Below are 20,156 nucleotides of genomic sequence, written 5' to 3'. Positions count from 1 at the left end.
GGTGAAGGATGGAACGAATTAACCAAACATTAAAACGGTTAGCTTCAAGTGAAAATTTCCAAAAACGATATGAACGAATCCGTCAGGAAACTTTATCACATCCAGACATCAGAGCTTTTATCCAGAAGAATCAAGCACATATTTCTGAAGAGATGATTGATAAAAGCTTAAACAAGCTCTATGAGTATATCAATCAGAGCAAGGAATGTGACAAATGCGAATGCCTTGAGGGCTGCATCAATATGATGAAAGGCTATCAGCCTGAACTTGTTTTAACGAGAAATGCCATTGATGTGACCTATGAGCGCTGTCCGCGCAAAGTGATGGAGGATGAACGGCGGAAAAATGAAAAATTAATTAAAAGCCTGCATGTTCCTAAAGATATTTTAAGTGCAACGTTTGAAGATTTTGAACATGACGCTGAGCGGATTGATGCGGTTCAAAAAGCGGCTTTATTCCTAAACAATTATGACCAGGGCAATCCAACGAAGGGCCTGTATTTTTATGGGAAGTTCGGGGTTGGCAAGTCTTATCTTCTCGGTGCGATTGCTAATCGGCTGGCGAAAAAGCAGATCTCTTCGATGATCGTGTATGTGCCTGAGCTGCTGCGCGAAATGAAAAGCGCTATAGCGGATTCAACGTTAAACGAAAAAATTGAAGCGTTAAAAAAGGAACCGATATTAATGCTGGATGATATTGGGGCCGAGGCGGTTTCGAGCTGGACGAGGGACGAGGTGTTAGGTCCGATTCTCCAATATCGGATGCTTGAGAAGCTGCCGACGTTTTTTACTTCAAACTTCGATTTTCAGGGGCTTGAACATCATTTGGCCTATAGCCAGCGAGGCGAGGAAGAAAAAGTGAAAGCCCGCCGGATTATGGAACGGATCCGCGCATTAAGTGATCCAGTGTTAGTATCTGGTCCAAATCGGAGACAATGACCGTATATTTTTTTCATTTTGAGGGCGGCCTTTAGGGGCCATCCTCTTTTTTATGGAATCATCCGTTCTGCTAACTTCTATTTTGGCCAAGTTCCCCATATATATATTAAAACAGAGATTTGGTTAAAGGGGGGATTTGGTTGGCAGAAATCATCTTCCAAAACAAAACAGATGCGATTAAGTGCTATGAGCACTTATGTAATTGTTTGAAAAATGTTCCGAACCTGGCAAATAGTCTTCTTTTAGAAGATGGATATAAAGTGAATATTCAGGAAAGCTCTGATTCAGAGGATCTGTTGGAATGCGCAAAAACAGGCTTCTATCGATTTATCACCACGGTTAAACGGGATGATTGGTTTCATGAGATTTTAAGTAAACAATTTTATTTTAAGGATGCTGAAGAGCAGCAGCAAATTTTAGAAATCCTTACTTCCATCCTTGAAGGGCAGCGTGAAGATTTATCCGTGTTTATTAAGGATACGAATGAAGAAAAGAAAGTTAAAGATGCAATTGAACATATCTTCAATGATCAAGTAACCTTTTCCTTTGACTCATTTGTGAAATTCCGCCTGCGCTCTTATCTTCAATACTTGGAAAGGTATGTGGAAGTTTCGATTGATGAATACAAAATGGAACAGGAATATCAGATGTTTGTTCAAATGTTAAGAGATTTTTTAGCCGGCCGTGAACCAAAAACGGACATTCTTTACTTGTTGATGGATGAAGAGATTACCTTCTATAACAAGCAGTTTATTGAAATAAAAAGAAGTGAATTGGCCAAAATGATTGACCGAAAACTGCTGGTTAATCACCCGATTTATGTGGATTCTGGCACGATTGCCCCATTGCTTTCACTCGCACCCACTACGATTTTTCTATATACAAAGGAAAAAGATGCTCCTCTTGTGAGGACAATTGAAAATATATTTGAGGAGAGGGTGATCATCAAACCGTACCAAAGCCTTCGTAACCTGGAACCATTTGATTTTCTTCCCGGCAAGTCTGAACACAATGGTTCCTAATTGAAATAAATAAACAATTTAGGCGTGAGATCCTTGATTTTTGAAAATAAACTGATTATAATAACGTACATAGTTAAAAATGTTATAGCCATTCATGGCTATTGTTGGACAAAAGAATGATTGTAACAAGTTATGATGAGGACAACAGTATTTTTTTACGGATGTTAGAGAGGGAGGTCTCGGCTGTAAGCCTCCTATCACGAAAAAAATGCTTACCGCCTTTAAACTTCAGCAGTGAAAACTTCTTTGGAAGCAAGTAATTGTTGACGGAGCAGCCGTTACCTGACCTAAAGTCATTTTTTATCATGCGATGGAAAATGAAAAGCTGGGTGGAACCACGTGTTAATTCAAACTCGTCCCTATTCGATAGGGACGGGTTTTTTTATTTTATTTAAGGAGGAATAGTTATGTCAGACGTTGTGAAAATTTCGTTTCCTGATGGAGCAGTGAAGGAGTTTCCCAAAGGAACAACAACGGAAGATATCGCCGGCTCCATTAGTCCAGGGCTAAGGAAAAAGGCGATTGCCGGTAAATTTAACGGCAAATTAGTGGATCTTCGCCGTCCGCTGTTTGAAGACGGTTCAATAGAAATTGTTACACCAGATGCGAAGGATGGCTTGGAGGTATTGCGCCACAGCACAGCCCATTTAATGGCACAGGCTGTTAAACGCCTGTATCCAAATGCCAAGTTGGGTGTCGGCCCGGTTATTGAGGGCGGATTTTACTATGACATGGATCTTGAAGAGTCATTGACTCTGGAAGACCTGCCTAAGATTGAAAAAGAAATGGCGAAAATTGTGAACGAAAACCTTGAGATTGTCCGCAAAGAGGTCAGCCGTGATGAGGCCGTCCAATTATTTAATGAAGTTGGAGACCCTTATAAGCTTGAACTAATTGAAGCCATTCCAGCGGAGGAGACAGTTACCATTTATGAGCAGGGGGAATTCTTTGACCTTTGCCGCGGTATTCATGTTCCATCTACTGGGAAAATCAAAGAATTTAAATTATTGAGCATTGCCGGTGCTTATTGGCGCGGTGACAGTGATAATAAAATGCTTCAGCGTGTATATGGAACAGCGTTTTTCAAAAAAGAGGACCTGGCCGAGCATCTCCGTATGCTGGAAGAGGCAAAAGAGCGCGACCATCGCAAACTGGGCAAAGAGTTAAACTTATTCACCAATAACCAAAAAATCGGACAAGGGCTGCCGCTCTGGCTGCCAAAAGGGGCAACCATCCGCCGCATCGTTGAACGGTATATTGTCGATAAAGAAATCAGTTTAGGCTATGACCATGTATACACACCAATCATGGCGAATGTGGAGCTGTATAAAACTTCCGGCCACTGGGACCATTACCATGAAGACATGTTCCCGGTTATGGAAATGGATAATGAGCAATTGGTGCTCCGTCCAATGAACTGTCCGCACCATATGATGGTTTATAAGAACGCGATTCACAGCTATCGCGAGCTGCCAATCCGGATTGCCGAGCTTGGCACGATGCACCGCTATGAAATGTCCGGCGCACTATCAGGGCTGCAGCGTGTTCGTGGGATGACACTGAATGATGCCCATATTTTTGTCCGTCCGGATCAAATTAAGGAAGAGTTCCAACGCGTGGTCAATCTGATTATGGATGTTTATAAAGATTTTGATATCAAGGATTACTCCTTCCGGTTATCCTACAGGGACCCGCAGGATAAGGAAAAATACTTTGACGATGATGCCATGTGGGAAAAAGCACAAAGTATGTTAAAAGAAGCAATGGATGACCTTGGCCTTGAGTATTTCGAGGCTGAAGGAGAAGCGGCCTTCTACGGACCGAAGCTGGATGTTCAAGTCAGAACAGCGCTTGGAAAGGATGAAACGCTTTCCACTGTTCAATTGGATTTCTTGCTGCCTGAACGCTTTGATTTGACTTATGTTGGGGAAGACGGCAAGCCGCATCGCCCGGTTGTTGTCCACCGCGGTGTTGTTTCTACGATGGAACGCTTTGTTGCGTATCTGATCGAGGAATACAAAGGTGCGTTCCCAACATGGCTTGCGCCGGTGCAAGTACAAGTCATTCCGGTTTCACCTGATGCACATTATGATTATGCAAGAAAGGTTCAAGAGCAATTGAAAGCACAGGGCTTCCGTGTTGAATTAGACGGCCGTGATGAAAAAATTGGCTATAAGATCCGTGAAGCACAGATGCAAAAAATTCCATATATGCTGGTCGTTGGTGACAAAGAAGTGGCTGAAAACGCCGTTAACGTCCGCAAATATGGTGAGCAAAATTCGGATACTAAGCCATTTGAAGAATTTCTTGCATCACTAAAAGCTGAAGTGCAAAGAATCTAATCCTTTAAACTGAGGGCTCTTGTGGCTCTCAGTTGTTTTTTTTATAAAGCTATTGAATAATTTATCGTTTTTTGTTAAAATAATTTTCGTTGTCGTCTTGAAAAAGTTTATTTGACATCTTATCTTTGCTTATGTTATAGTTACTAAGGTATAAAACTGAATACTAAGTTTTGGGAAAGAAGAAGCGCCCGCTTCTCACCTGATTTGACGCGTTTAGCAGTTGACAGGTATTACGTGGACTTATAGTTACTTAAACTATGTTTCGTAAAGTGTGGGTGTTTGCATCCGCACTTTTTTAATTGACTTCTCTGCTGGAACTTATGATTCTGTATTTTCAAATCGTATCATGAATCAGGTTTTGAAGGGGGAATCTTCCAGATTCTTGTCCCTGACAAAAGTATTCTTGATGAAGAACCTTGGAGGTGGCTAACTATTAGCAAAGACATGTTGGTAAATGAGGGTATTCGCGCTCGTGAAGTTCGCCTGATTGATCAAAACGGGGAACAATTAGGAATTAAATCTAAAAACGAAGCGCTGGAAATTGCCGGACGAGTGAATCTTGATTTAGTGCTGGTTGCACCAAATGCAAAGCCTCCGGTAGCCCGGATTATGGATTATGGCAAGTTTAAATTCGAGCAGCAGAAGAAGGAAAAAGAAGCTCGCAAGAATCAAAAAATCATCACTACAAAAGAAGTTCGCCTAAGCCCAACCATTGATGAGCATGACTTTAATACAAAGCTGCGCAATGCGATTAAATTCTTGGAAAAAGGCGACAAGGTGAAAGCTTCTATCCGATTTAAAGGACGGGCAATTACCCATAAAGAAATCGGTCAAAAAGTATTAGACCGTTTTTCCGAAGCGTGCAAGGAAGTAGCAACTGTTGAGTCCCATCCAAAAATGGATGGCCGCAGCATGTTCCTTGTCTTAGCACCTAAAATTGAAAAGTAATAAGGAGGATATCCCAAATGCCAAAAATGAAAACTCACCGCGGCGCTGCAAAGCGTTTCAAAAAAACTGGATCTGGTCAGCTTAAGCGTGACCATGCTTATACAAGCCACTTATTTGCTAACAAATCAACTAAAGCTAAGCGTAAGCTTCGCAAATCTGGCCTTGTTTCAAAAGGCGATTTCAAACGCATTCGTCATTTATTAACAAACGTTAAGTAATCGGAAAGATTTATTATAGGAGGGAAATTACATGCCACGTGTAAAAGGCGGTACTGTTACTCGCAAACGTCGTAAAAAAGTTCTTAAATTAGCTAAAGGTTATTATGGTTCAAAACATACATTATACAAAGTTGCTAACCAGCAGGTTATGAAATCATTGCAATATGCTTTCCGTGACCGTCGTCAGGTTAAGCGCGATTTCCGCAAACTTTGGATTACTCGTATCAATGCAGCAGCTCGCATGAACGGTCTTTCTTACAGCCGTTTAATGCATGGCTTGAAGCTTGCAGGTATCGAAGTAAACCGCAAAATGCTTGCTGAATTAGCAATTAGCGATGCTCAAGCATTCACTCAATTAGCAGATACAGCTAAGCAGCAATTAAGCAAATAATAAACATAAGTGCCATTCTCGATTTTTGAGGATGGCTCTTTTGCTATAAAGGGGAAACTTTAAATGGATGGCATAACGGTTTTATGGTTAGTGTTTGCCTTAATGAATCTGGCAGGATTGATCATTATGGGCGTGGATAAGAAACGGGCCAGGGAGCATCAGTACCGGATAAGCGAAAAAACTTTATGGCTGGTAGCAGTCTTCGGAGGTGCCATCGGGGCTGCGATTGGGATGCAGTTATTTCATCATAAAACAAAGCATTTTCAATTTAAGTGGGGATTTCCGATTCTGGCACTTGTGGAACTGGTTATTTATGCGAAAATATTATTCTAATAAGGGAGCATAGTCATTATGAAGCTAACAAAACTTTTTGATATGCAAAAAGCGTTGGATCAACATATAGAACAAAAACATCAGCTGCAGGAAGAAGATTTATTTTCTAGAAAAGTGCTCGCGTTACTGGTAGAAGTGGGGGAGCTCGCCAATGAAACGAGATGCTTTAAATTTTGGAGTGTGAAGCCATCTTCTCCCAAAGACGTCATCTTAGAGGAGTTTGTCGATGGGGTCCATTTTATTTTGTCGCTTGGAATTGAATGCGGGTTTGACCGTCAGGAATTTGAAGTGGCAGTAAAGCCGTCCGGTTTAAATGTGACCGAGCAATTTTTATTGTTATACGAAACGATTGATCGTTTTAAGCTAGACAAGAGTTTTAGTGGATTTTTAACCGTAATAGAGACCTATTTGCAGCTGGGGATTTTATTAGGAATCAGCCAAACTGAAATGGAGCAGGCATATTTACGGAAAAATGAAGTAAATTATCAAAGACAAGCCGATAATTATTGATGGTTAAATTTGTTGGCTGCTTGCGGGTTTCGCTATAATAGAGGGTGTAGTTTGATGAAAATGAAGGGGGCTTTTCAATGGCAAAATTAGATGAAACATTAACCATGCTGAAGGATTTAACGGATGCCAGAGGCATTCCTGGCAATGAGCGGGAAGTTCGCGAGGTCATGAAAAAATACATAACACCTTATGCTGATGAAATCACAACGGATGGACTTGGCAGTTTAATTGCGAAAAAGGCAGGAAAAGCAGATGGCCCGAAAATTATGGTGGCTGGGCATTTGGACGAAGTTGGTTTTATGATAACCCAAATTGACGATAAAGGGTTCCTGCGTTTCCAAACAGTTGGCGGCTGGTGGGGGCAGGTCATGCTTGCTCAGCGCGTGACGATTGTCACAAGAAAAGGGGATGTTACAGGTATTATCGGTTCCAAGCCGCCGCATGTCCTGTCCGCTGAAGCCCGCAAGAAACCAATCGAAATCAAAGATATGTTTATTGATATCGGCGCCTCCAGCCGTGAAGAAGCCGAAGAGTGGGGTGTCCGCCCTGGAGATATGGTCGTGCCGTACTTCGAATTCACTGTGATGAACAATGAAAAGATGCTGTTGGCAAAAGCGTGGGACAACCGAATTGGTTGTGCGATTGCCATCGATGTGTTAAAGCAGCTCCAAGGTGTGGACCATCCAAACGTGGTTTATGGTGTCGGTAATGTTCAAGAAGAGGTCGGCCTGCGAGGGGCCAAAACCTCCACACATAAGATTGAACCCGATATTGGCTTTGCTGTTGACGTCGGCATTGCAGGGGATACGCCTGGAATCACGGAAAAAGAAGCAATGAGCAAGATGGGCAAGGGCCCGCAAATCGTTGTCTATGATGCATCCATGGTAGCGCATAAAGGACTGCGTGACTTTGTCACGGATACGGCGGATGAATTGAACATTCCTTACCAATTTGAATCAATTCCTGGCGGCGGTACGGATGCCGGTTCAATTCATTTGACCCATAATGGGGTACCGGCACTGGCGATCACCATTGCGACCCGTTATATTCATTCCCATGCTGCCATGCTGCACCGTGATGACTATGAGAATGCTGTGAAACTGATCGTTGAGGTCATTAAGCGGTTAGATCGCGAGGCAGTTGATAAGATCATTTTTGAATAAAAAGTGGATCCTCGGCAGACAGGTGCCGAGGATTTTTTTATGTTGGATTCGATTCGCAAAAAGAAACAATCAATTCGCAAAAACATATATAATTTGCAAATAGAAAATTTGAAACAGCAAAAAGGGTGGAATTTTATCATAAAAAAAGCCGGCATTTGATAAATGGACCGGCTTTGACTTCATTTTTATTGTTTTAACCCGTTTTCAAGAGTAGACAGCATTTCTTTTTTCTCATCTTCCGAAGCGTTATTCCAAATGATTTCAAACAATACACCTAAACCAGGAAGCATTTTTTCTTCCCCGCTCTGAATCGCATCCACAATCGTATTTTCCAATTGTTCCTGCGTGTCGTTGGCAACATTATGAATGACCGCTTTTCGCAAATTTAAGTTCATGATGGCACACTCCTTTTTATGCTCATTTACCTTATTAGATTGTCTGATTTTGGCTTTAATATGTATTTCAGCTATAATAAAAAAATCAATCAATTACTTTAGAGGGGAAAAATACTTTGAAATACATACAATCGATACAAAATCCGCAAGTAAAACAATGGAAAAAGCTGCAGACGAAAAAAGAGCGGGACCGTTCAGGCACCTTCCTCGTCGAAGGGTTTCACCTCGTAGAGGAGGCACTGAAACAAGACGGGCTTGTCGTGGAAATTATCGTCTCCGAAAAAATTGGCGTTCCTTCACGTTTAGATAGCGGGGATACCCCAATCACAATGGTTACCGAGGAAATCTCCGACGCGTTAACGGATACAGAAGCGCCGCAAGGAATTTACGCTGTATGCCGCCAGCCAGCCATTGACGAGTCTTTGGAGGATGCCAGAACCTTTCTTTTTATTGATGCCGTCCAAGACCCAGGCAATCTCGGGACGATGATCCGCACCGCGGATGCGGCTGGGATCGATGGCGTCATTGTCGGGCGCGGCAGTGTGGATGTCTTCAATTCCAAGGTGTTACGGTCCGCACAAGGCAGCCATTTTCATTTGCCGATCGTAAGAGGGGATCTGGAGGAATGGATCAGCAAACTTTCTGCCAGGGGCATACCGGTATATGGCACCGCCCTCGAAGGAGCCTCCGTTTATACGGAAATTTCACCAGCCGATTCATTTGCCCTCGTTGTCGGAAACGAAGGAAATGGGATCAGCCAAGAACTGCTTTCAGCCACTGCCGCAAACCTTTATATTCCGATATATGGAAAGAGTGAATCCTTGAATGTGGCTGTTGCAGCCGGCATTCTGTTATATTATTTGAAAAAATAGGCGAAGATAGGTTTGAAACACAGGAAAAATTGGTATATAATATTGAACAATGTTATATTGTATCGACTATGACGGAGAAGAGTGTCTTGTCAATCGGCCATCTTAGGGAGAAAATGCCGCGACTGAAAGCATTTTTATGGACCAGACAGGAGATGTTCACCTCCAGAGTTGGCATCGGGACCATGAAAAATCGTATCCATGTAAAGATGCCCCGGCACAGCCGTTATCCGAATGAAGCGAACACATGTACATATGGTGTGTTTACAAGGGTGGTACCGCGAATGATAACCTCGTCCCTTTTTTGGGATGGGGTTTTTTATTTTTTATACATATGTAACAAAATGAAGGAGGAAATAGCATGCAAGAACGATTACAAGAGCTTCAGACAGAAGCGATTCAAAAAGTGGATCAAGCGGCGGGCTTAAAAGAATTGAATGACATTCGCGTCGCTTACTTAGGCAAAAAAGGACCGATTACCGAAGTATTAAGAGGCATGGGCAAACTTTCGGCTGAAGAGCGTCCTGTGATCGGCGCTCTTGCTAATGAAGTGCGTGAAGCCATCTCAGCAAGAATTGAAGCAAAACAATCCGAGTTGGAAGAAGCGGCTGTCCAAGAAAAATTGGCAGGAGAAAGTATTGATGTGACACTGCCTGGAAGGCCAGTCAATGTGGGCAGCCACCATCCATTAACCAAAATCATTGAAGAAATTGAAGATTTATTTATTGGAATGGGCTACGAAATTGCAGAAGGCCCAGAGGTAGAGCAAGATTATTATAACTTTGAGGCCTTGAACCTGCCAAAAGGCCATCCTGCCCGCGATATGCAAGATTCTTTCTACATTACCGAAGAAATCCTGCTTCGTACGCATACCTCTCCTGTTCAGGCACGAACAATGAAAAAGCATCAAGGCAAAGGGCCGATCAAAATTATCTGCCCTGGCAAAGTGTACCGCCGCGATAATGATGATGCAACCCATTCCCACCAGTTTATGCAGATTGAAGGATTGGTCGTTGGCGAAAATATTCGCATGAGTGACTTGAAAGGCACATTGGATGTTTTTGCTAAGAAAATGTTTGGCCAGGATCGTGAAATCCGCTTGCGTCCAAGCTTTTTCCCATTCACAGAGCCATCAGTCGAGATGGATATCTCCTGTAAAATGTGCGGCGGCCATGGCTGCAGCGTCTGCAAACAGACTGGCTGGATTGAAATCCTTGGGGCTGGCATGGTTCACCCAAATGTGCTCGAAATGGCCGGCTATGATTCGAAAAAATATACCGGATTTGCGTTCGGAATGGGACCAGAGCGAATTGCGATGTTGAAATACGGCGTAGATGATATCCGCCATTTCTATACAAACGATGTACGGTTCTTAAAACAGTTTGCAATTGAGGAATAGGAGGTAAAACAAAATGTTTGTTTCATATAAATGGCTTCAGGACTATGTTGATTTATCTGGAGTGACCCCGGCCGAGCTGGCTGAAAAAATCACCAAAAGCGGAATTGAAGTCGAAGGGGTAGAAATCCTTAACGAAGGGTTAAAAGGTGTCGTGGTCGGACACGTGCTAGAACGTGAGCAGCATCCCAATGCCGATAAATTAAATAAGTGCCTTGTTGACATCGGTGCAGAAGCACCAGTGCAGATTATTTGCGGCGCTCCGAATGTTGATAAAGGACAAAAGGTTGCGGTTGCTACAGTAGGTGCCAAGCTTCCTGGCAATTTTAAAATTAAAAAGGCCAAGCTTCGCGGAGAAGAATCCAACGGAATGATCTGCTCCCTGCAAGAGCTCGGCATTGAAAGCAAATTAATCCAAAAAGAGTACTCAGAAGGAATCTTCGTTTTTCCGTCTGATGCCGAAGTAGGAACGGATGCGTTAGCTTTGCTTGGACGCGACGATCAAATTTTGGAACTGGGCCTAACGCCAAACCGTGCTGACTGCCTGAGCATGCTGGGTGTGGCCTATGAGGTTGCCGCGATTTTGGGAAGAGAAGTGAAGCTTCCTAAAACGAACCTCGAGCCATCTGGTGAAAAGGCTTCTGATTACGTACAGGTCATTGTTGAAGCAAAAGAGGATAATCCGCTGTATGCAGCGAAAGTCATTAAAAATGTTAAAATTGGCAATTCGCCATTATGGATGCAGACACGTCTGATGTCAGCTGGAATCCGTCCGCATAATAATGTGGTTGACATCACGAACTATATTCTATTGGAATACGGACAGCCGCTGCACGCTTTTGATTATGACCGCTTAGGTTCCAAGCAGATCCTGGTACGCCGGGCAGCCGATGGCGAGAAGTTTGTTACGCTTGATGATGTTGAACGGACATTAACCTCTGACCATCTTGTCATCACCAATGGTACAGAGCCGGTTGCTCTTGCCGGGGTTATGGGGGGAGCCAATTCTGAGGTCACTTCCGATACGACGACTGTATTATTAGAAGCCGCTTATTTTAATGGCGCGACCGTCAGAAAGGCTTCAAAAGACCACGGTCTCAGAAGTGAAGCAAGTGCCCGCTATGAAAAAGGCATTGACCCGAACCGTGTCCGCCCAGCAGGGGAACACGCTGCTTACTTAATCGCTAAGTATGCCGGAGGCGAGGTGCTGGAAGGAACGGCGGAAGTCGATGTTCTTACTGTGGAACCAGCGGTAGTATCGATTACTCTTGAAAAAATTAATCGAGTGCTTGGTACCGGCATTCAAATGAACCAGGTGAAAGACATTTTTGCCCGTCTTCAGTTTGAAGCAGTAACTGAGGGGGATACGATCACTGTGACCGTTCCAACCCGCCGCGGCGATATTAAAATTGAAGAGGATTTAATTGAAGAAGTAGCCCGTCTTTACGGCTATGACAACATTCCATTTACCTTGCCAATCGGATCTGCAGCACCAGGCAAATTATCGGACTATCAAAAGAAACGCCGGGTTGTGCGTCAATACCTTGAAGGAGCCGGTCTCTACCAGGCCGTAACGTATTCTTTAACAAGTGAACAGAAAGCTGGGCAATTTGCCTTAGAAAAACGCGATACTATTCACCTGGCGATGCCGATGAGTGAGGACCGCAGTGTACTTCGGTTAAGCATTCTGCCGCAGCTGCTGGAGGTAGTGAAATATAACAGTGCCCGCCAAAACGACAGCTTGGCTGTATATGAAACAGGAAATGTCTTTTTGGCAAACGGCAGCGATGTGCAGCCGGATGAAAGCGAACATCTTGCCGCAGCAATTACCGGTTTATGGCAATACCATTCATGGCAGGGCGAGAAAAAGCAGGTCGATTTCTATGTCGCAAAAGGGATTTTGGAAGGATTGTTTGCTAAGCTTGGTTTAACGGACAGAGTGGCATATGTGCAGGCACAAGCAGAGGGCATGCACCCTGGACGTACGGCTGAAATCCAGTTGAACGGTGAAAAAATCGGCTTTGTCGGCCAGGTTCATCCAAATGTCCAAAAGGATTTAGACTTAAAAGATACTTATGTTTTCGAGCTTTCGTTAAAAGCGGTTTTAGAACAAGAAACGGAAGCCTTGCAATATCAAGCCATTCCACGTTTTCCATCGATTACGAGAGATATCGCTCTTGTTGTGGATAAAGAAACTGTGTCTGGTACATTGAAAGGCATTATTCTTGAAGCAGGCGCACCGCTGTTGAAAGAAGCAGAAGTGTTTGATTTGTATCAAGGAGATAAGATGGAGGCAGGCAAGAAATCTATTGCCTTCTCACTTAAATATGTGGACCCTGAACGCACCCTGACAGATGAAGAAGTAACAAAAGTTCATGACCGTGTCTTAACTGCTCTGGCAGAAAAAGCCGGAGCTGTGTTAAGGGGATAAATATAAATAGCAATAAAGCCGGCTCGCTCTGTAAGGGGAAGCCGGCTTTGTTTTTACATTTTAGGTAAATAGGAGCTCCTCCGCCAAACGGCAGAAAGGTAAGTAGAGATGAGTTTATTGAAAGTAGGTAACCAATACATATTGCCAGCTGTTAAGAAAACTAAACCATGAAAGGCTGCCCGCTCGAAAAAACGATAAGGGCAGCCTCTTTTTTAGTATTTCTCATAGATTGAATCATAAATTTTCGCTAACTCGAAATCCAATGCGGTTAGTCCGCCAGCGTGCCAGGAGGTTAGTTTTAACGTCAGTAACTTATAATCAATCGAAATGAACGGATGATGATTTTTTTTCTCTGAAAGCTGGGCAATCTCATTAACAAAATCAATTCCTTTTAAAAACTCCTGAAAGCGGTACCTCTTCACAATGAATTTCCCGTCTAATTGCCAGCCGGATAACGCTGCCAAGGCTTGATCCCGCTCGGCCTCCGTTAACTTATTCATCTCTTCCCCCTCCTATTTTCTCTTTTTTGCTGCAAGCTTTATCGCTTTTTCTGTATTGGCAAAATGAAGCTTCACATAGGCCGGAAGAACATCCCTGCCTTTTTTAAGAATCAGCTTGGCGGCAGCCTCATCTACCTGTGCCCCAGCTCCTTTTGGAATCGTAAACCCTGCTGCTTTACTCAACTTATCAATATATTGGATAAAGGCATAGCGGGCAAGAATACTGGCAGCAGCCACCGCTAGATGAATTCCTTCTGCTTTAGTGCTAAAATAAATATTTTCATTGGCAATGGACTTTTGCCCTTTCAAATGCTGGAAATACGTGCTTGCTTGAACAAACTGGTCAACCAGAATCGCATCAGGCTTTTCTGGACCTATTTTTCCAAGGACATTTAAAATTGCTTGATTATGAAGAATCGCCTTCATTTTACCCTGTGACATGCCCGAACTCTGCACCTGATTATACTTTTCATTTTTTAACGTCATCAGGCTGTATGGAATGACATCTTTGATGATCTTGGCAATTTCGATAATTTTTGGATCATTTAAATCCTTGGAATCCTTGACCCCCAATTCCTTTAGTAGAGGAATATTTTCATTTTTTACATAAGCAGCCACGACCGTGATGGGACCGAAAAAGTCACCGGTGCCCACTTCATCCGACCCGATGACCGACATTTGCGCAATACCCGGCGGAACGGTACCTTTTGCGGCGGATTTCTGCCCCGCAGTTTTAACAGCCGGCTTGTTCACAGCAGGGCTGCGGTTTCCCCATCTTTCTGCTTCTTTTTCAGCATCATTTCCCTGAAATAAAACCTTGCCAGATTTATAGGCCGTAACCATACAGGCTGGAAGTTTCGCGGCAAACACACTGCCAGGGGGATTGGGATCTCTTAGAAATTCATCATAAAAGTCTTTCATTTTTTCTATTTGCTTCATTTGGCATTGCAAAACAATATTACCCAATAGCTGCACCACATTTCTATACAATTTCTTTTGCTTTTCGACTTTTTCTGTTCGTGTTATGATAGTTTGTAGGATTCTTTGAAAGGGGCCTTTACGTTGACGAATGTACATAAAAGCAGAATAAGCGTAGATATTTATGGACAGCAATACATCATTATGGGCACGGAAAGCCCAAACCATATCCGGCTTGTTGCATCCTTAGTTAACGATAAAATGCGTGAAATCCATTCAAAGAACCCGAATCTGGATGTTAATAAACTAGCTGTTTTAACCGCAGTCAATGCAGTCAATGAATATTTGAAAATGAAAGATGAATTGGAACAATTGAAATTAGAACAACAAAAAGAAAAGGACTATTAAACTATGTTAGATTTAGCTATCATTATTTTTCTGATTGCTGGGATTTTTATCGGCCTTAAAAGAGGCTTTATTCTTCAGCTTGTTCATCTAGTCGGCTTTATTATTGCATATGTGGCGGCATTTTTATACTATGATGAACTTGCCCCCAAACTTGTCCTGTGGATTCCATATCCGAATTTCGGAGAGAATACGGCTCTACAGATTTTAACAGACTCTGCCAATATGGAAAATGCCTTTTACCGGGCGATTGCATTTGTGATTATCTTTTTTGCCGCCAAGGTGGTGCTGCAAATTATCGGTTCGATGTTTGACTTTATTGCCCATTTGCCGATTTTGAAACAATTGAATCGCTGGGCCGGAGCCGTTTTGGGCTTTTGTGAAGTCTATTTGATTATGTTTATTTTATTATACATTGCTGCATTAATTCCAATCGAATTTATTCAAACTCAGTTGGATGGTTCTGCTTTATCAAAAGCAATTGTCAACTACACCCCAATCCTTTCTGAGCAAATCAAAGACTGGTGGATGGATTATACAGCTGGTTGAACTTCTCTCTAGCAGAGAAGTTTTTCTTTATGTGATAAAAAAGGGTAAAATGGAGTAGTGGAATCTAAAAAGCAGGTGATTACATGGAAATAACTAAAAAGGAAATCATTCGTTTACTGGAAACGATTGCCATTTATTTAGAATTAAAAGGAGAAAATTCCTTCAAGATATCAGCGTTTCGAAAGGCGGCTAATGCCTTGGAAACCGATGAGAGAGGCCTTTTTGAAATTGAAGATTTTACCTCAATTCCTGGGATTGGCAAAGGGACGGCCGCTGTGATAGTCGAGTACATAAAAGAAGGCAGTTCAACCGTGCTAAAAGAATTAAAAGAGGAAGTGCCTCCAGGATTAATTCCGTTATTGCAGATACAGGGACTAGGCGGCAAAAAAATTGCTAAGCTCTATCAGGAACTAGGAATTGTCGATGTCACAAGCTTAAAGCAAGCCTGTGAAGCAAAACAGGTTCAAGCTTTAGCCGGCTTTGGCAAAAAAACGGAAGAGAAAATATTAAGCGCCATTGAAAATATTGGAACCCGGCCAGACCGTCTGCCTCTGGCGTTTATGCTGCCGCTTGCTGAGCAAATTGAAGCAAAGCTTGCCGAAATGAAAGACATCGAACGGTTTTCCCGTGCAGGCAGCCTGCGAAGAATGCGGGAAACGATTAAGGATCTTGATTTTATCATCGCAACGAACGATTATGAATCAGTTCGCGATCAACTGTTGAACCTGCCTGCGATAAAAGAGGTAATTGGAGCTGGCGATACGAAAGTTTCAGTTGTGTTTGCCTTTGATTACGATGTGTCCGTTGATTTTCGTTTGGTCAAGCCTCATGAGTTCATTACGACACTTAACCATTTTACCGGTTCCAAGGACCATAACGTAAGAATGCGCCAGCTGGCCAAGGACCGAGGCGAAAAGATCAGTGAGTATGGTATCGAAAATATTGAGACAGGAGAAATTTTAACTTTCTCTACAGAAGAAGAATTTTATAACCATTTCGGTCTTCCGTTTATCCCGCCTGAAGTAAGAGAGGACGGCAAAGAGGTTGACACCTTTTCGGAGAATGAGGATTTAATTGAGCTTGGAGACATCAAAGGGGACCTCCATATGCATTCTACCTGGAGTGACGGGGCCCATACGATTGAGGAAATGGCAGAAGCGTGCCGCGCGAGAGGGTATCAATACATGGCGATTACTGACCACTCGCAATATTTAAAGGTTGCCAACGGACTGACCCGGGAACGGCTGCTGCAGCAGAGGGAAGAGATTAAGCGATTAAATGCCAAGTACACTGATTTTGTCATTCTGTCCGGCATTGAAATGGATATTTTACCTGACGGGACCTTGGATTTTGAGGATGACCTATTGGCGGAGCTTGATTTTGTGATTGCTTCGATTCATTCGGCCTTTACCCAGCCAAAAGAAAAAATTATGGAGCGGTTGAGGACTGCGCTTGAAAATGCCCATGTGGATTTAATCGCCCATCCAACCGGGAGAAAAATTGGCCGGCGTGAAGGATATGAAGTAGATATCCCCATGCTGATTGAGTTAGCCAAACAAACCCATACAGCTTTAGAATTAAATGCGAACCCTAACCGGCTGGACTTGGCTGCCGAATATTTGCGCCAAGCACAGGATGCAGGGGTAAAAATCTTAATCAATACCGATGCACACCGAGTCGATACCTTAAAGCATATGGAAATAGGGGTATCCGCCGCCAAAAAGGGCTGGATTAAAAAGTCGACGGTGCTTAACGCGTTGGACAAATATGATTTGCTGGACTACCTGGCAAATAAAAAATGAGCTTCCGTTAAGGAAAAAAAGCCGCAAAATTCAACAAGGAAGCTGCATCGAATTGACATCAAGGAGGATGATCCTCGTGCAAGATAGAACTTTAAAAGTATTAGAATTCACCAAAGTAAGAGACCAGGTATTAGAACATGCCGCTTCTTCGCTTGGAAGAGAAAAAATTAAAAATTTAGTTCCATCTGCCAATTATGAAGAGGTAGTAAAACTGCAAGCGGAAACTGATGAGGCAGCAACGGTCATCCGCATCAAGGGCCAGGTCCCGTTAGCTGGGATTCACGATATAAGGGCACATATTAAGCGGTCGGTCATTGGCGGTGTCTTAAGTCCACATGAATTGATTCAGGTTGCCAGCACGATTCATGCGAGCCGGCAAATGAAACGATTTATTGAAGAAATCGCTGAGGAACGGACCGAACTGCCTATTTTGCTGGATCAAGTGTCGCAAATTATTCCGCTTACTAATTTGGAGCAAACGATAAAAATGGCCATTGATGAAAGCGGGGAAGTGCTGGACGGTGCCAGCGAGCTGCTGCGCTCCTTAAGGCATCAGCTGCGTACCAATGAAGCGAGGGTTCGGGAAAAATTGGAAGGCATGATCCGCTCGTCCAGTGCGCAGAAGATGTTATCGGATGCCATCATTACCATCCGTAATGACCGATTCGTCATTCCTGTGAAACAAGAATACCGCGGCCATTATGGCGGAATTATCCATGACCAAAGCGCATCAGGCCAGACACTATTTATTGAGCCGCAGGTAATTGTGCAATTAAATAACCAATTGCAGGACATCCGGGTCAAAGAGCAGGTGGAAATAGAACGGATTTTAACCGAACTTTCTGCGAAAACGGCGGAGCATGAGAGTGAGCTGAAAGTGATCGTAGAGGTAATGGCCAATTTGGATTTTATTTTTGCCAAAGCCCGTTATGGAAAAAAAATTAAAGCGTCGAAACCGCAAATGAACAACGAAGGCAAAATCAGCTTATATAAAGCAAGACATCCGTTAATCCCGATGGATGAAGTGGTACCGAACGATATTCTAATCGGGAAAGATTACACGACGATTGTGATAACCGGACCAAACACAGGGGGAAAAACGGTCACTTTAAAAACGTTGGGACTATGTGCCTTAATGGCGCAGGCCGGGCTGCAGGTCCCTGCTTTGGACGGTTCGGAGCTCGCCGTATTTGGCGCGGTTTATGCGGATATTGGTGATGAACAGTCGATTGAACAGAGTTTAAGTACGTTTTCATCGCATATGGTCAATATTGTGGAGATTCTTAAAAAAGTGGATCATAACAGTCTTGTGTTATTCGATGAACTTGGCGCCGGAACAGACCCGCAAGAAGGGGCCGCTTTGGCCATTTCGATTCTGGATGAAGTGCATAACCGCGGTGCGCGTGTAGTTGCCACTACCCACTATCCGGAATTGAAAGCTTATGGCTATAACCGGGAAGGTGTTTTAAATGCCAGTGTAGAATTTGATGTAGAAACGCTAAGTCCGACCTATAAGCTGCTTTTAGGGGTGCCGGGCCGAAGCAATGCATTTGAGATTTCCAAACGATTGGGCTTAAATGACAAGGTCATTGAGGCAGCACGGTCGCATGTCAGTGAGGATACCAATCAAATTGATAACATGATTGCCTCGTTAGAATCCAGCAAACGACAGGCAGAAACAGAAATGCAGGAGGCCCGTGACTATTTAAAACAAGCGGAAAAGCTGCATCATGACCTGCAAAAGCAAATGATCGAATTTTATGAGCAGAAGGATTCCATGCTGGAAAAAGCTGCTGAGGAAGCCGGGAAATTGATTGATGAGGCGAAGGAGGAGGCTGAAAAGGTCATCCGCGATCTTCGGAAAATGCGTACGGAAAAGCATGCTGAAATAAAAGAGCATGAGTTAATTGACGCGAAAAGAAGATTGGAGGCAGCCAGCCCTGAAATAAAGAAATCATCCAAGCTTCCTGCCAAGAAAACCAAAAAGCATACCTATATGCCTGGCGATGAGGTAAAGGTCTTGACCTTCGGCCAAAAAGGGACCTTGGTGGAACAGGTCTCGGATACGGAATGGCAGGTGCAAATCGGGATACTGAAAATGAAGGTGAAAGAAAAAGATATCGAATATCTCGGAACTCCTAAACAATTGGAAACAAGGCCAATGGCTCTAGTAAGAGGGCGGGAGGATTCTCAAGTCAAGCTTGAACTCGATTTGCGCGGGGAGCGGTATGAAGATGCCTTAATGAAGGTAGAGAAATATATTGATGATGCCCTTCTGGCAAACTATCCGCGGGTATCGATTATCCATGGAAAAGGGACCGGGGCGTTACGGCAGGGTGTACAAGAATACTTAAAGAATCACCGTTCCGTTAAAAAAATCCGTTTTGGTGAAGCGGGAGAGGGCGGTTCCGGGGTAACCGTCGTTGAATTTAAATAAAGTCCGGGGAGAAGCGACAATGGACCAGTTTTGGGAAAATCAATATATTCAAATCGCAGCCTATTATAGTGTGGTTATTTTATGCATGGTAGTCTTTTTGGCCATTTTTGAACTGGTAACAAAGTATAAAAATTGGGAAGAGATTAAGAAAGGGAATGTGGCAGTGGCCTTGGCAACAGGAGGCAAAATTTTTGGAGTAGCCAATATCTTCCGCCACACGATTGATGCGCATGACTCATTGCTAACCATGATTGGTTGGGGTGTATACGGTTTTGTTCTTTTACTGGCAGGGTATTTTATTTTTGAATTTCTCACACCAAAATTTAAGATTGACGAGGAAATTCAAAACAATAACCAGGCAGTGGGGTTGATATCCATGATTATATCAATTGGATTATCCTATGTCATTGGAGCAGGTATTTCGTAAGGGGAGAAGACAATTGGAGACATTAGCGAAAGTGCTTTTTGTGTTATGCGGTTTGTTTTTGCTTTTTGGAATCATATATATGGTTGTATGGACATAAAACTTTTCTACGCTTAAAATCACCGCCGAATCGAACCGGCGGTGATTTTTTAATGTTATTTTGTT

20 protein-coding genes and 2 other annotated features are annotated in these 20,156 nt (G+C 43.2%); of the genes, 17 read left to right on the top strand and 3 right to left on the bottom strand.

The window, feature by feature from the left end:
- The first annotated feature begins 8 nt into the window (after window positions 1-8).
- From dnaI to NFS43_RS03465, 9 genes are all read left to right on the top strand, one after another.
- On the top strand, window positions 9-938 hold the full coding sequence (dnaI, locus tag NFS43_RS03505; protein ID WP_251549516.1) for a primosomal protein DnaI: 930 nt from the start codon (window positions 9-11) through the stop codon (window positions 936-938).
- Between the two features lie 140 nt (window positions 939-1,078).
- Window positions 1,079-1,960 (top strand): putative sporulation protein YtxC, encoded by an 882-nt coding sequence (ytxC, locus tag NFS43_RS03500; RefSeq protein WP_251549514.1) that lies wholly within the window; start codon window positions 1,079-1,081, stop codon window positions 1,958-1,960.
- A gap of 123 nt (window positions 1,961-2,083) precedes the next feature.
- Window positions 2,084-2,324 (top strand) — a binding site (T-box leader).
- Window positions 2,325-2,367: 43 nt separating this feature from the next.
- On the top strand, window positions 2,368-4,302 hold the full coding sequence (gene thrS, locus NFS43_RS03495) for a threonine--tRNA ligase (RefSeq protein ID WP_251549512.1): 1,935 nt from the start codon (window positions 2,368-2,370) through the stop codon (window positions 4,300-4,302).
- A 170-nt stretch (window positions 4,303-4,472) separates the two neighbouring features.
- Window positions 4,473-4,605, top strand: a sequence feature (ribosomal protein L20 leader region).
- Between the two features lie 141 nt (window positions 4,606-4,746).
- The gene (gene infC / locus NFS43_RS03490) at window positions 4,747-5,250 is read left to right on the top strand and encodes a translation initiation factor IF-3 (RefSeq protein WP_251549510.1); all 504 of its coding nucleotides are present in this window, start codon (window positions 4,747-4,749) and stop codon (window positions 5,248-5,250) included.
- A 17-nt stretch (window positions 5,251-5,267) separates the two neighbouring features.
- Window positions 5,268-5,468, top strand: coding sequence for a 50S ribosomal protein L35 (gene rpmI / locus NFS43_RS03485; RefSeq protein ID WP_251549508.1), 201 nt, complete (start codon window positions 5,268-5,270; stop codon window positions 5,466-5,468).
- Between the two features lie 31 nt (window positions 5,469-5,499).
- Window positions 5,500-5,859: a 50S ribosomal protein L20 gene (rplT, locus tag NFS43_RS03480; RefSeq protein ID WP_251549506.1), complete on the top strand. Its 360-nt coding sequence runs from the start codon at window positions 5,500-5,502 to the stop codon at window positions 5,857-5,859.
- Between the two features lie 63 nt (window positions 5,860-5,922).
- Entirely contained in the window at window positions 5,923-6,192 is a 270-nt protein-coding gene (locus NFS43_RS03475; RefSeq protein WP_251549505.1) for a DUF1294 domain-containing protein, read from the top strand.
- An 18-nt stretch (window positions 6,193-6,210) separates the two neighbouring features.
- Window positions 6,211-6,702, top strand: coding sequence for a dUTP diphosphatase (locus tag NFS43_RS03470; RefSeq protein WP_251549503.1), 492 nt, complete (start codon window positions 6,211-6,213; stop codon window positions 6,700-6,702).
- A gap of 77 nt (window positions 6,703-6,779) precedes the next feature.
- Complete coding sequence (locus NFS43_RS03465; protein WP_251549501.1) at window positions 6,780-7,865, top strand: M42 family metallopeptidase; 1,086 nt, start codon at window positions 6,780-6,782, stop codon at window positions 7,863-7,865.
- Window positions 7,866-8,050: 185 nt separating this feature from the next.
- Here NFS43_RS03465 and sspI read toward each other — a convergent pair whose 3' ends face one another.
- Window positions 8,051-8,260, bottom strand: a complete 210-nt coding sequence (gene sspI / locus NFS43_RS03460) for a small acid-soluble spore protein SspI (protein WP_251549500.1) — start codon at window positions 8,258-8,260, stop codon at window positions 8,051-8,053.
- A 116-nt stretch (window positions 8,261-8,376) separates the two neighbouring features.
- Between sspI and NFS43_RS03455 the strand changes: the two genes are divergently transcribed.
- From NFS43_RS03455 to pheT, 3 genes are all read left to right on the top strand, one after another.
- A complete protein-coding gene (locus tag NFS43_RS03455) occupies window positions 8,377-9,132 on the top strand; it encodes a TrmH family RNA methyltransferase (protein ID WP_251549498.1) in 756 nt (251 codons plus the stop codon).
- 358 nt (window positions 9,133-9,490) lie between these two features.
- Window positions 9,491-10,528 carry a phenylalanine--tRNA ligase subunit alpha gene (pheS, locus tag NFS43_RS03450; RefSeq protein WP_251549496.1) on the top strand — a complete coding sequence of 346 codons (1,038 nt, stop codon included), beginning with the start codon at window positions 9,491-9,493 and terminating at the stop codon, window positions 10,526-10,528.
- A 13-nt stretch (window positions 10,529-10,541) separates the two neighbouring features.
- Window positions 10,542-12,956, top strand: coding sequence for a phenylalanine--tRNA ligase subunit beta (gene pheT, locus NFS43_RS03445; protein ID WP_251549494.1), 2,415 nt, complete (start codon window positions 10,542-10,544; stop codon window positions 12,954-12,956).
- Between the two features lie 212 nt (window positions 12,957-13,168).
- Here pheT and NFS43_RS03440 read toward each other — a convergent pair whose 3' ends face one another.
- Together NFS43_RS03440 and rnhC are read right to left on the bottom strand one after the other, a co-directional pair.
- A complete protein-coding gene (locus tag NFS43_RS03440) occupies window positions 13,169-13,456 on the bottom strand; it encodes a 4a-hydroxytetrahydrobiopterin dehydratase (RefSeq protein ID WP_251549492.1) in 288 nt (95 codons plus the stop codon).
- 12 nt (window positions 13,457-13,468) lie between these two features.
- The gene (gene rnhC / locus NFS43_RS03435; protein WP_251549711.1) at window positions 13,469-14,422 is read right to left on the bottom strand and encodes a ribonuclease HIII; all 954 of its coding nucleotides are present in this window, start codon (window positions 14,420-14,422) and stop codon (window positions 13,469-13,471) included.
- A 96-nt stretch (window positions 14,423-14,518) separates the two neighbouring features.
- Here rnhC and zapA point away from each other — a divergent pair, with 96 nt between their 5' ends.
- The 5 genes from zapA (at window position 14,519) to NFS43_RS03410 (ending at window position 19,994) form a co-directional block, all read left to right on the top strand.
- Window positions 14,519-14,782 (top strand): cell division protein ZapA, encoded by a 264-nt coding sequence (zapA, locus tag NFS43_RS03430; protein WP_251549490.1) that lies wholly within the window; start codon window positions 14,519-14,521, stop codon window positions 14,780-14,782.
- 3 nt (window positions 14,783-14,785) lie between these two features.
- The gene (locus tag NFS43_RS03425; protein ID WP_251549489.1) at window positions 14,786-15,328 is read left to right on the top strand and encodes a CvpA family protein; all 543 of its coding nucleotides are present in this window, start codon (window positions 14,786-14,788) and stop codon (window positions 15,326-15,328) included.
- A gap of 83 nt (window positions 15,329-15,411) precedes the next feature.
- Entirely contained in the window at window positions 15,412-17,130 is a 1,719-nt protein-coding gene (gene polX, locus NFS43_RS03420; protein ID WP_251549487.1) for a DNA polymerase/3'-5' exonuclease PolX, read from the top strand.
- Between the two features lie 76 nt (window positions 17,131-17,206).
- Window positions 17,207-19,567: an endonuclease MutS2 gene (locus tag NFS43_RS03415; protein ID WP_251549485.1), complete on the top strand. Its 2,361-nt coding sequence runs from the start codon at window positions 17,207-17,209 to the stop codon at window positions 19,565-19,567.
- 19 nt (window positions 19,568-19,586) lie between these two features.
- Window positions 19,587-19,994, top strand: coding sequence for a DUF350 domain-containing protein (locus tag NFS43_RS03410; RefSeq protein WP_251549483.1), 408 nt, complete (start codon window positions 19,587-19,589; stop codon window positions 19,992-19,994).
- Window positions 19,995-20,156 lie beyond the last annotated feature (162 nt).

It is taken from the genome of Neobacillus muris, assembly GCF_943193175.1.
Lineage (GTDB): Bacteria > Bacillota > Bacilli > Bacillales > Cytobacillaceae > Neobacillus > Neobacillus muris.
Note: the sequence above shows the minus strand (reverse complement) of the source record. Positions and strands in the feature narration are given on the sequence as shown.

Coding starts and splice junctions, on each gene's coding strand:
- dnaI (WP_251549516.1), top strand. CDS start 9: ATGGAACGAATTAACCAAACATTAAAACGGTTAGCTTCAAGTGAAAAT.
- thrS (WP_251549512.1), top strand. CDS start 2,368: ATGTCAGACGTTGTGAAAATTTCGTTTCCTGATGGAGCAGTGAAGGAG.
- infC (WP_251549510.1), top strand. CDS start 4,747: ATGTTGGTAAATGAGGGTATTCGCGCTCGTGAAGTTCGCCTGATTGAT.
- rpmI (WP_251549508.1), top strand. CDS start 5,268: ATGCCAAAAATGAAAACTCACCGCGGCGCTGCAAAGCGTTTCAAAAAA.
- rplT (WP_251549506.1), top strand. CDS start 5,500: ATGCCACGTGTAAAAGGCGGTACTGTTACTCGCAAACGTCGTAAAAAA.
- NFS43_RS03475 (WP_251549505.1), top strand. CDS start 5,923: ATGGATGGCATAACGGTTTTATGGTTAGTGTTTGCCTTAATGAATCTG.
- NFS43_RS03470 (WP_251549503.1), top strand. CDS start 6,211: ATGAAGCTAACAAAACTTTTTGATATGCAAAAAGCGTTGGATCAACAT.
- NFS43_RS03465 (WP_251549501.1), top strand. CDS start 6,780: ATGGCAAAATTAGATGAAACATTAACCATGCTGAAGGATTTAACGGAT.
- sspI (WP_251549500.1), bottom strand. CDS start 8,260: ATGAACTTAAATTTGCGAAAAGCGGTCATTCATAATGTTGCCAACGAC.
- pheS (WP_251549496.1), top strand. CDS start 9,491: ATGCAAGAACGATTACAAGAGCTTCAGACAGAAGCGATTCAAAAAGTG.
- pheT (WP_251549494.1), top strand. CDS start 10,542: ATGTTTGTTTCATATAAATGGCTTCAGGACTATGTTGATTTATCTGGA.
- NFS43_RS03440 (WP_251549492.1), bottom strand. CDS start 13,456: ATGAATAAGTTAACGGAGGCCGAGCGGGATCAAGCCTTGGCAGCGTTA.
- NFS43_RS03425 (WP_251549489.1), top strand. CDS start 14,786: ATGTTAGATTTAGCTATCATTATTTTTCTGATTGCTGGGATTTTTATC.
- polX (WP_251549487.1), top strand. CDS start 15,412: ATGGAAATAACTAAAAAGGAAATCATTCGTTTACTGGAAACGATTGCC.
- NFS43_RS03410 (WP_251549483.1), top strand. CDS start 19,587: ATGGACCAGTTTTGGGAAAATCAATATATTCAAATCGCAGCCTATTAT.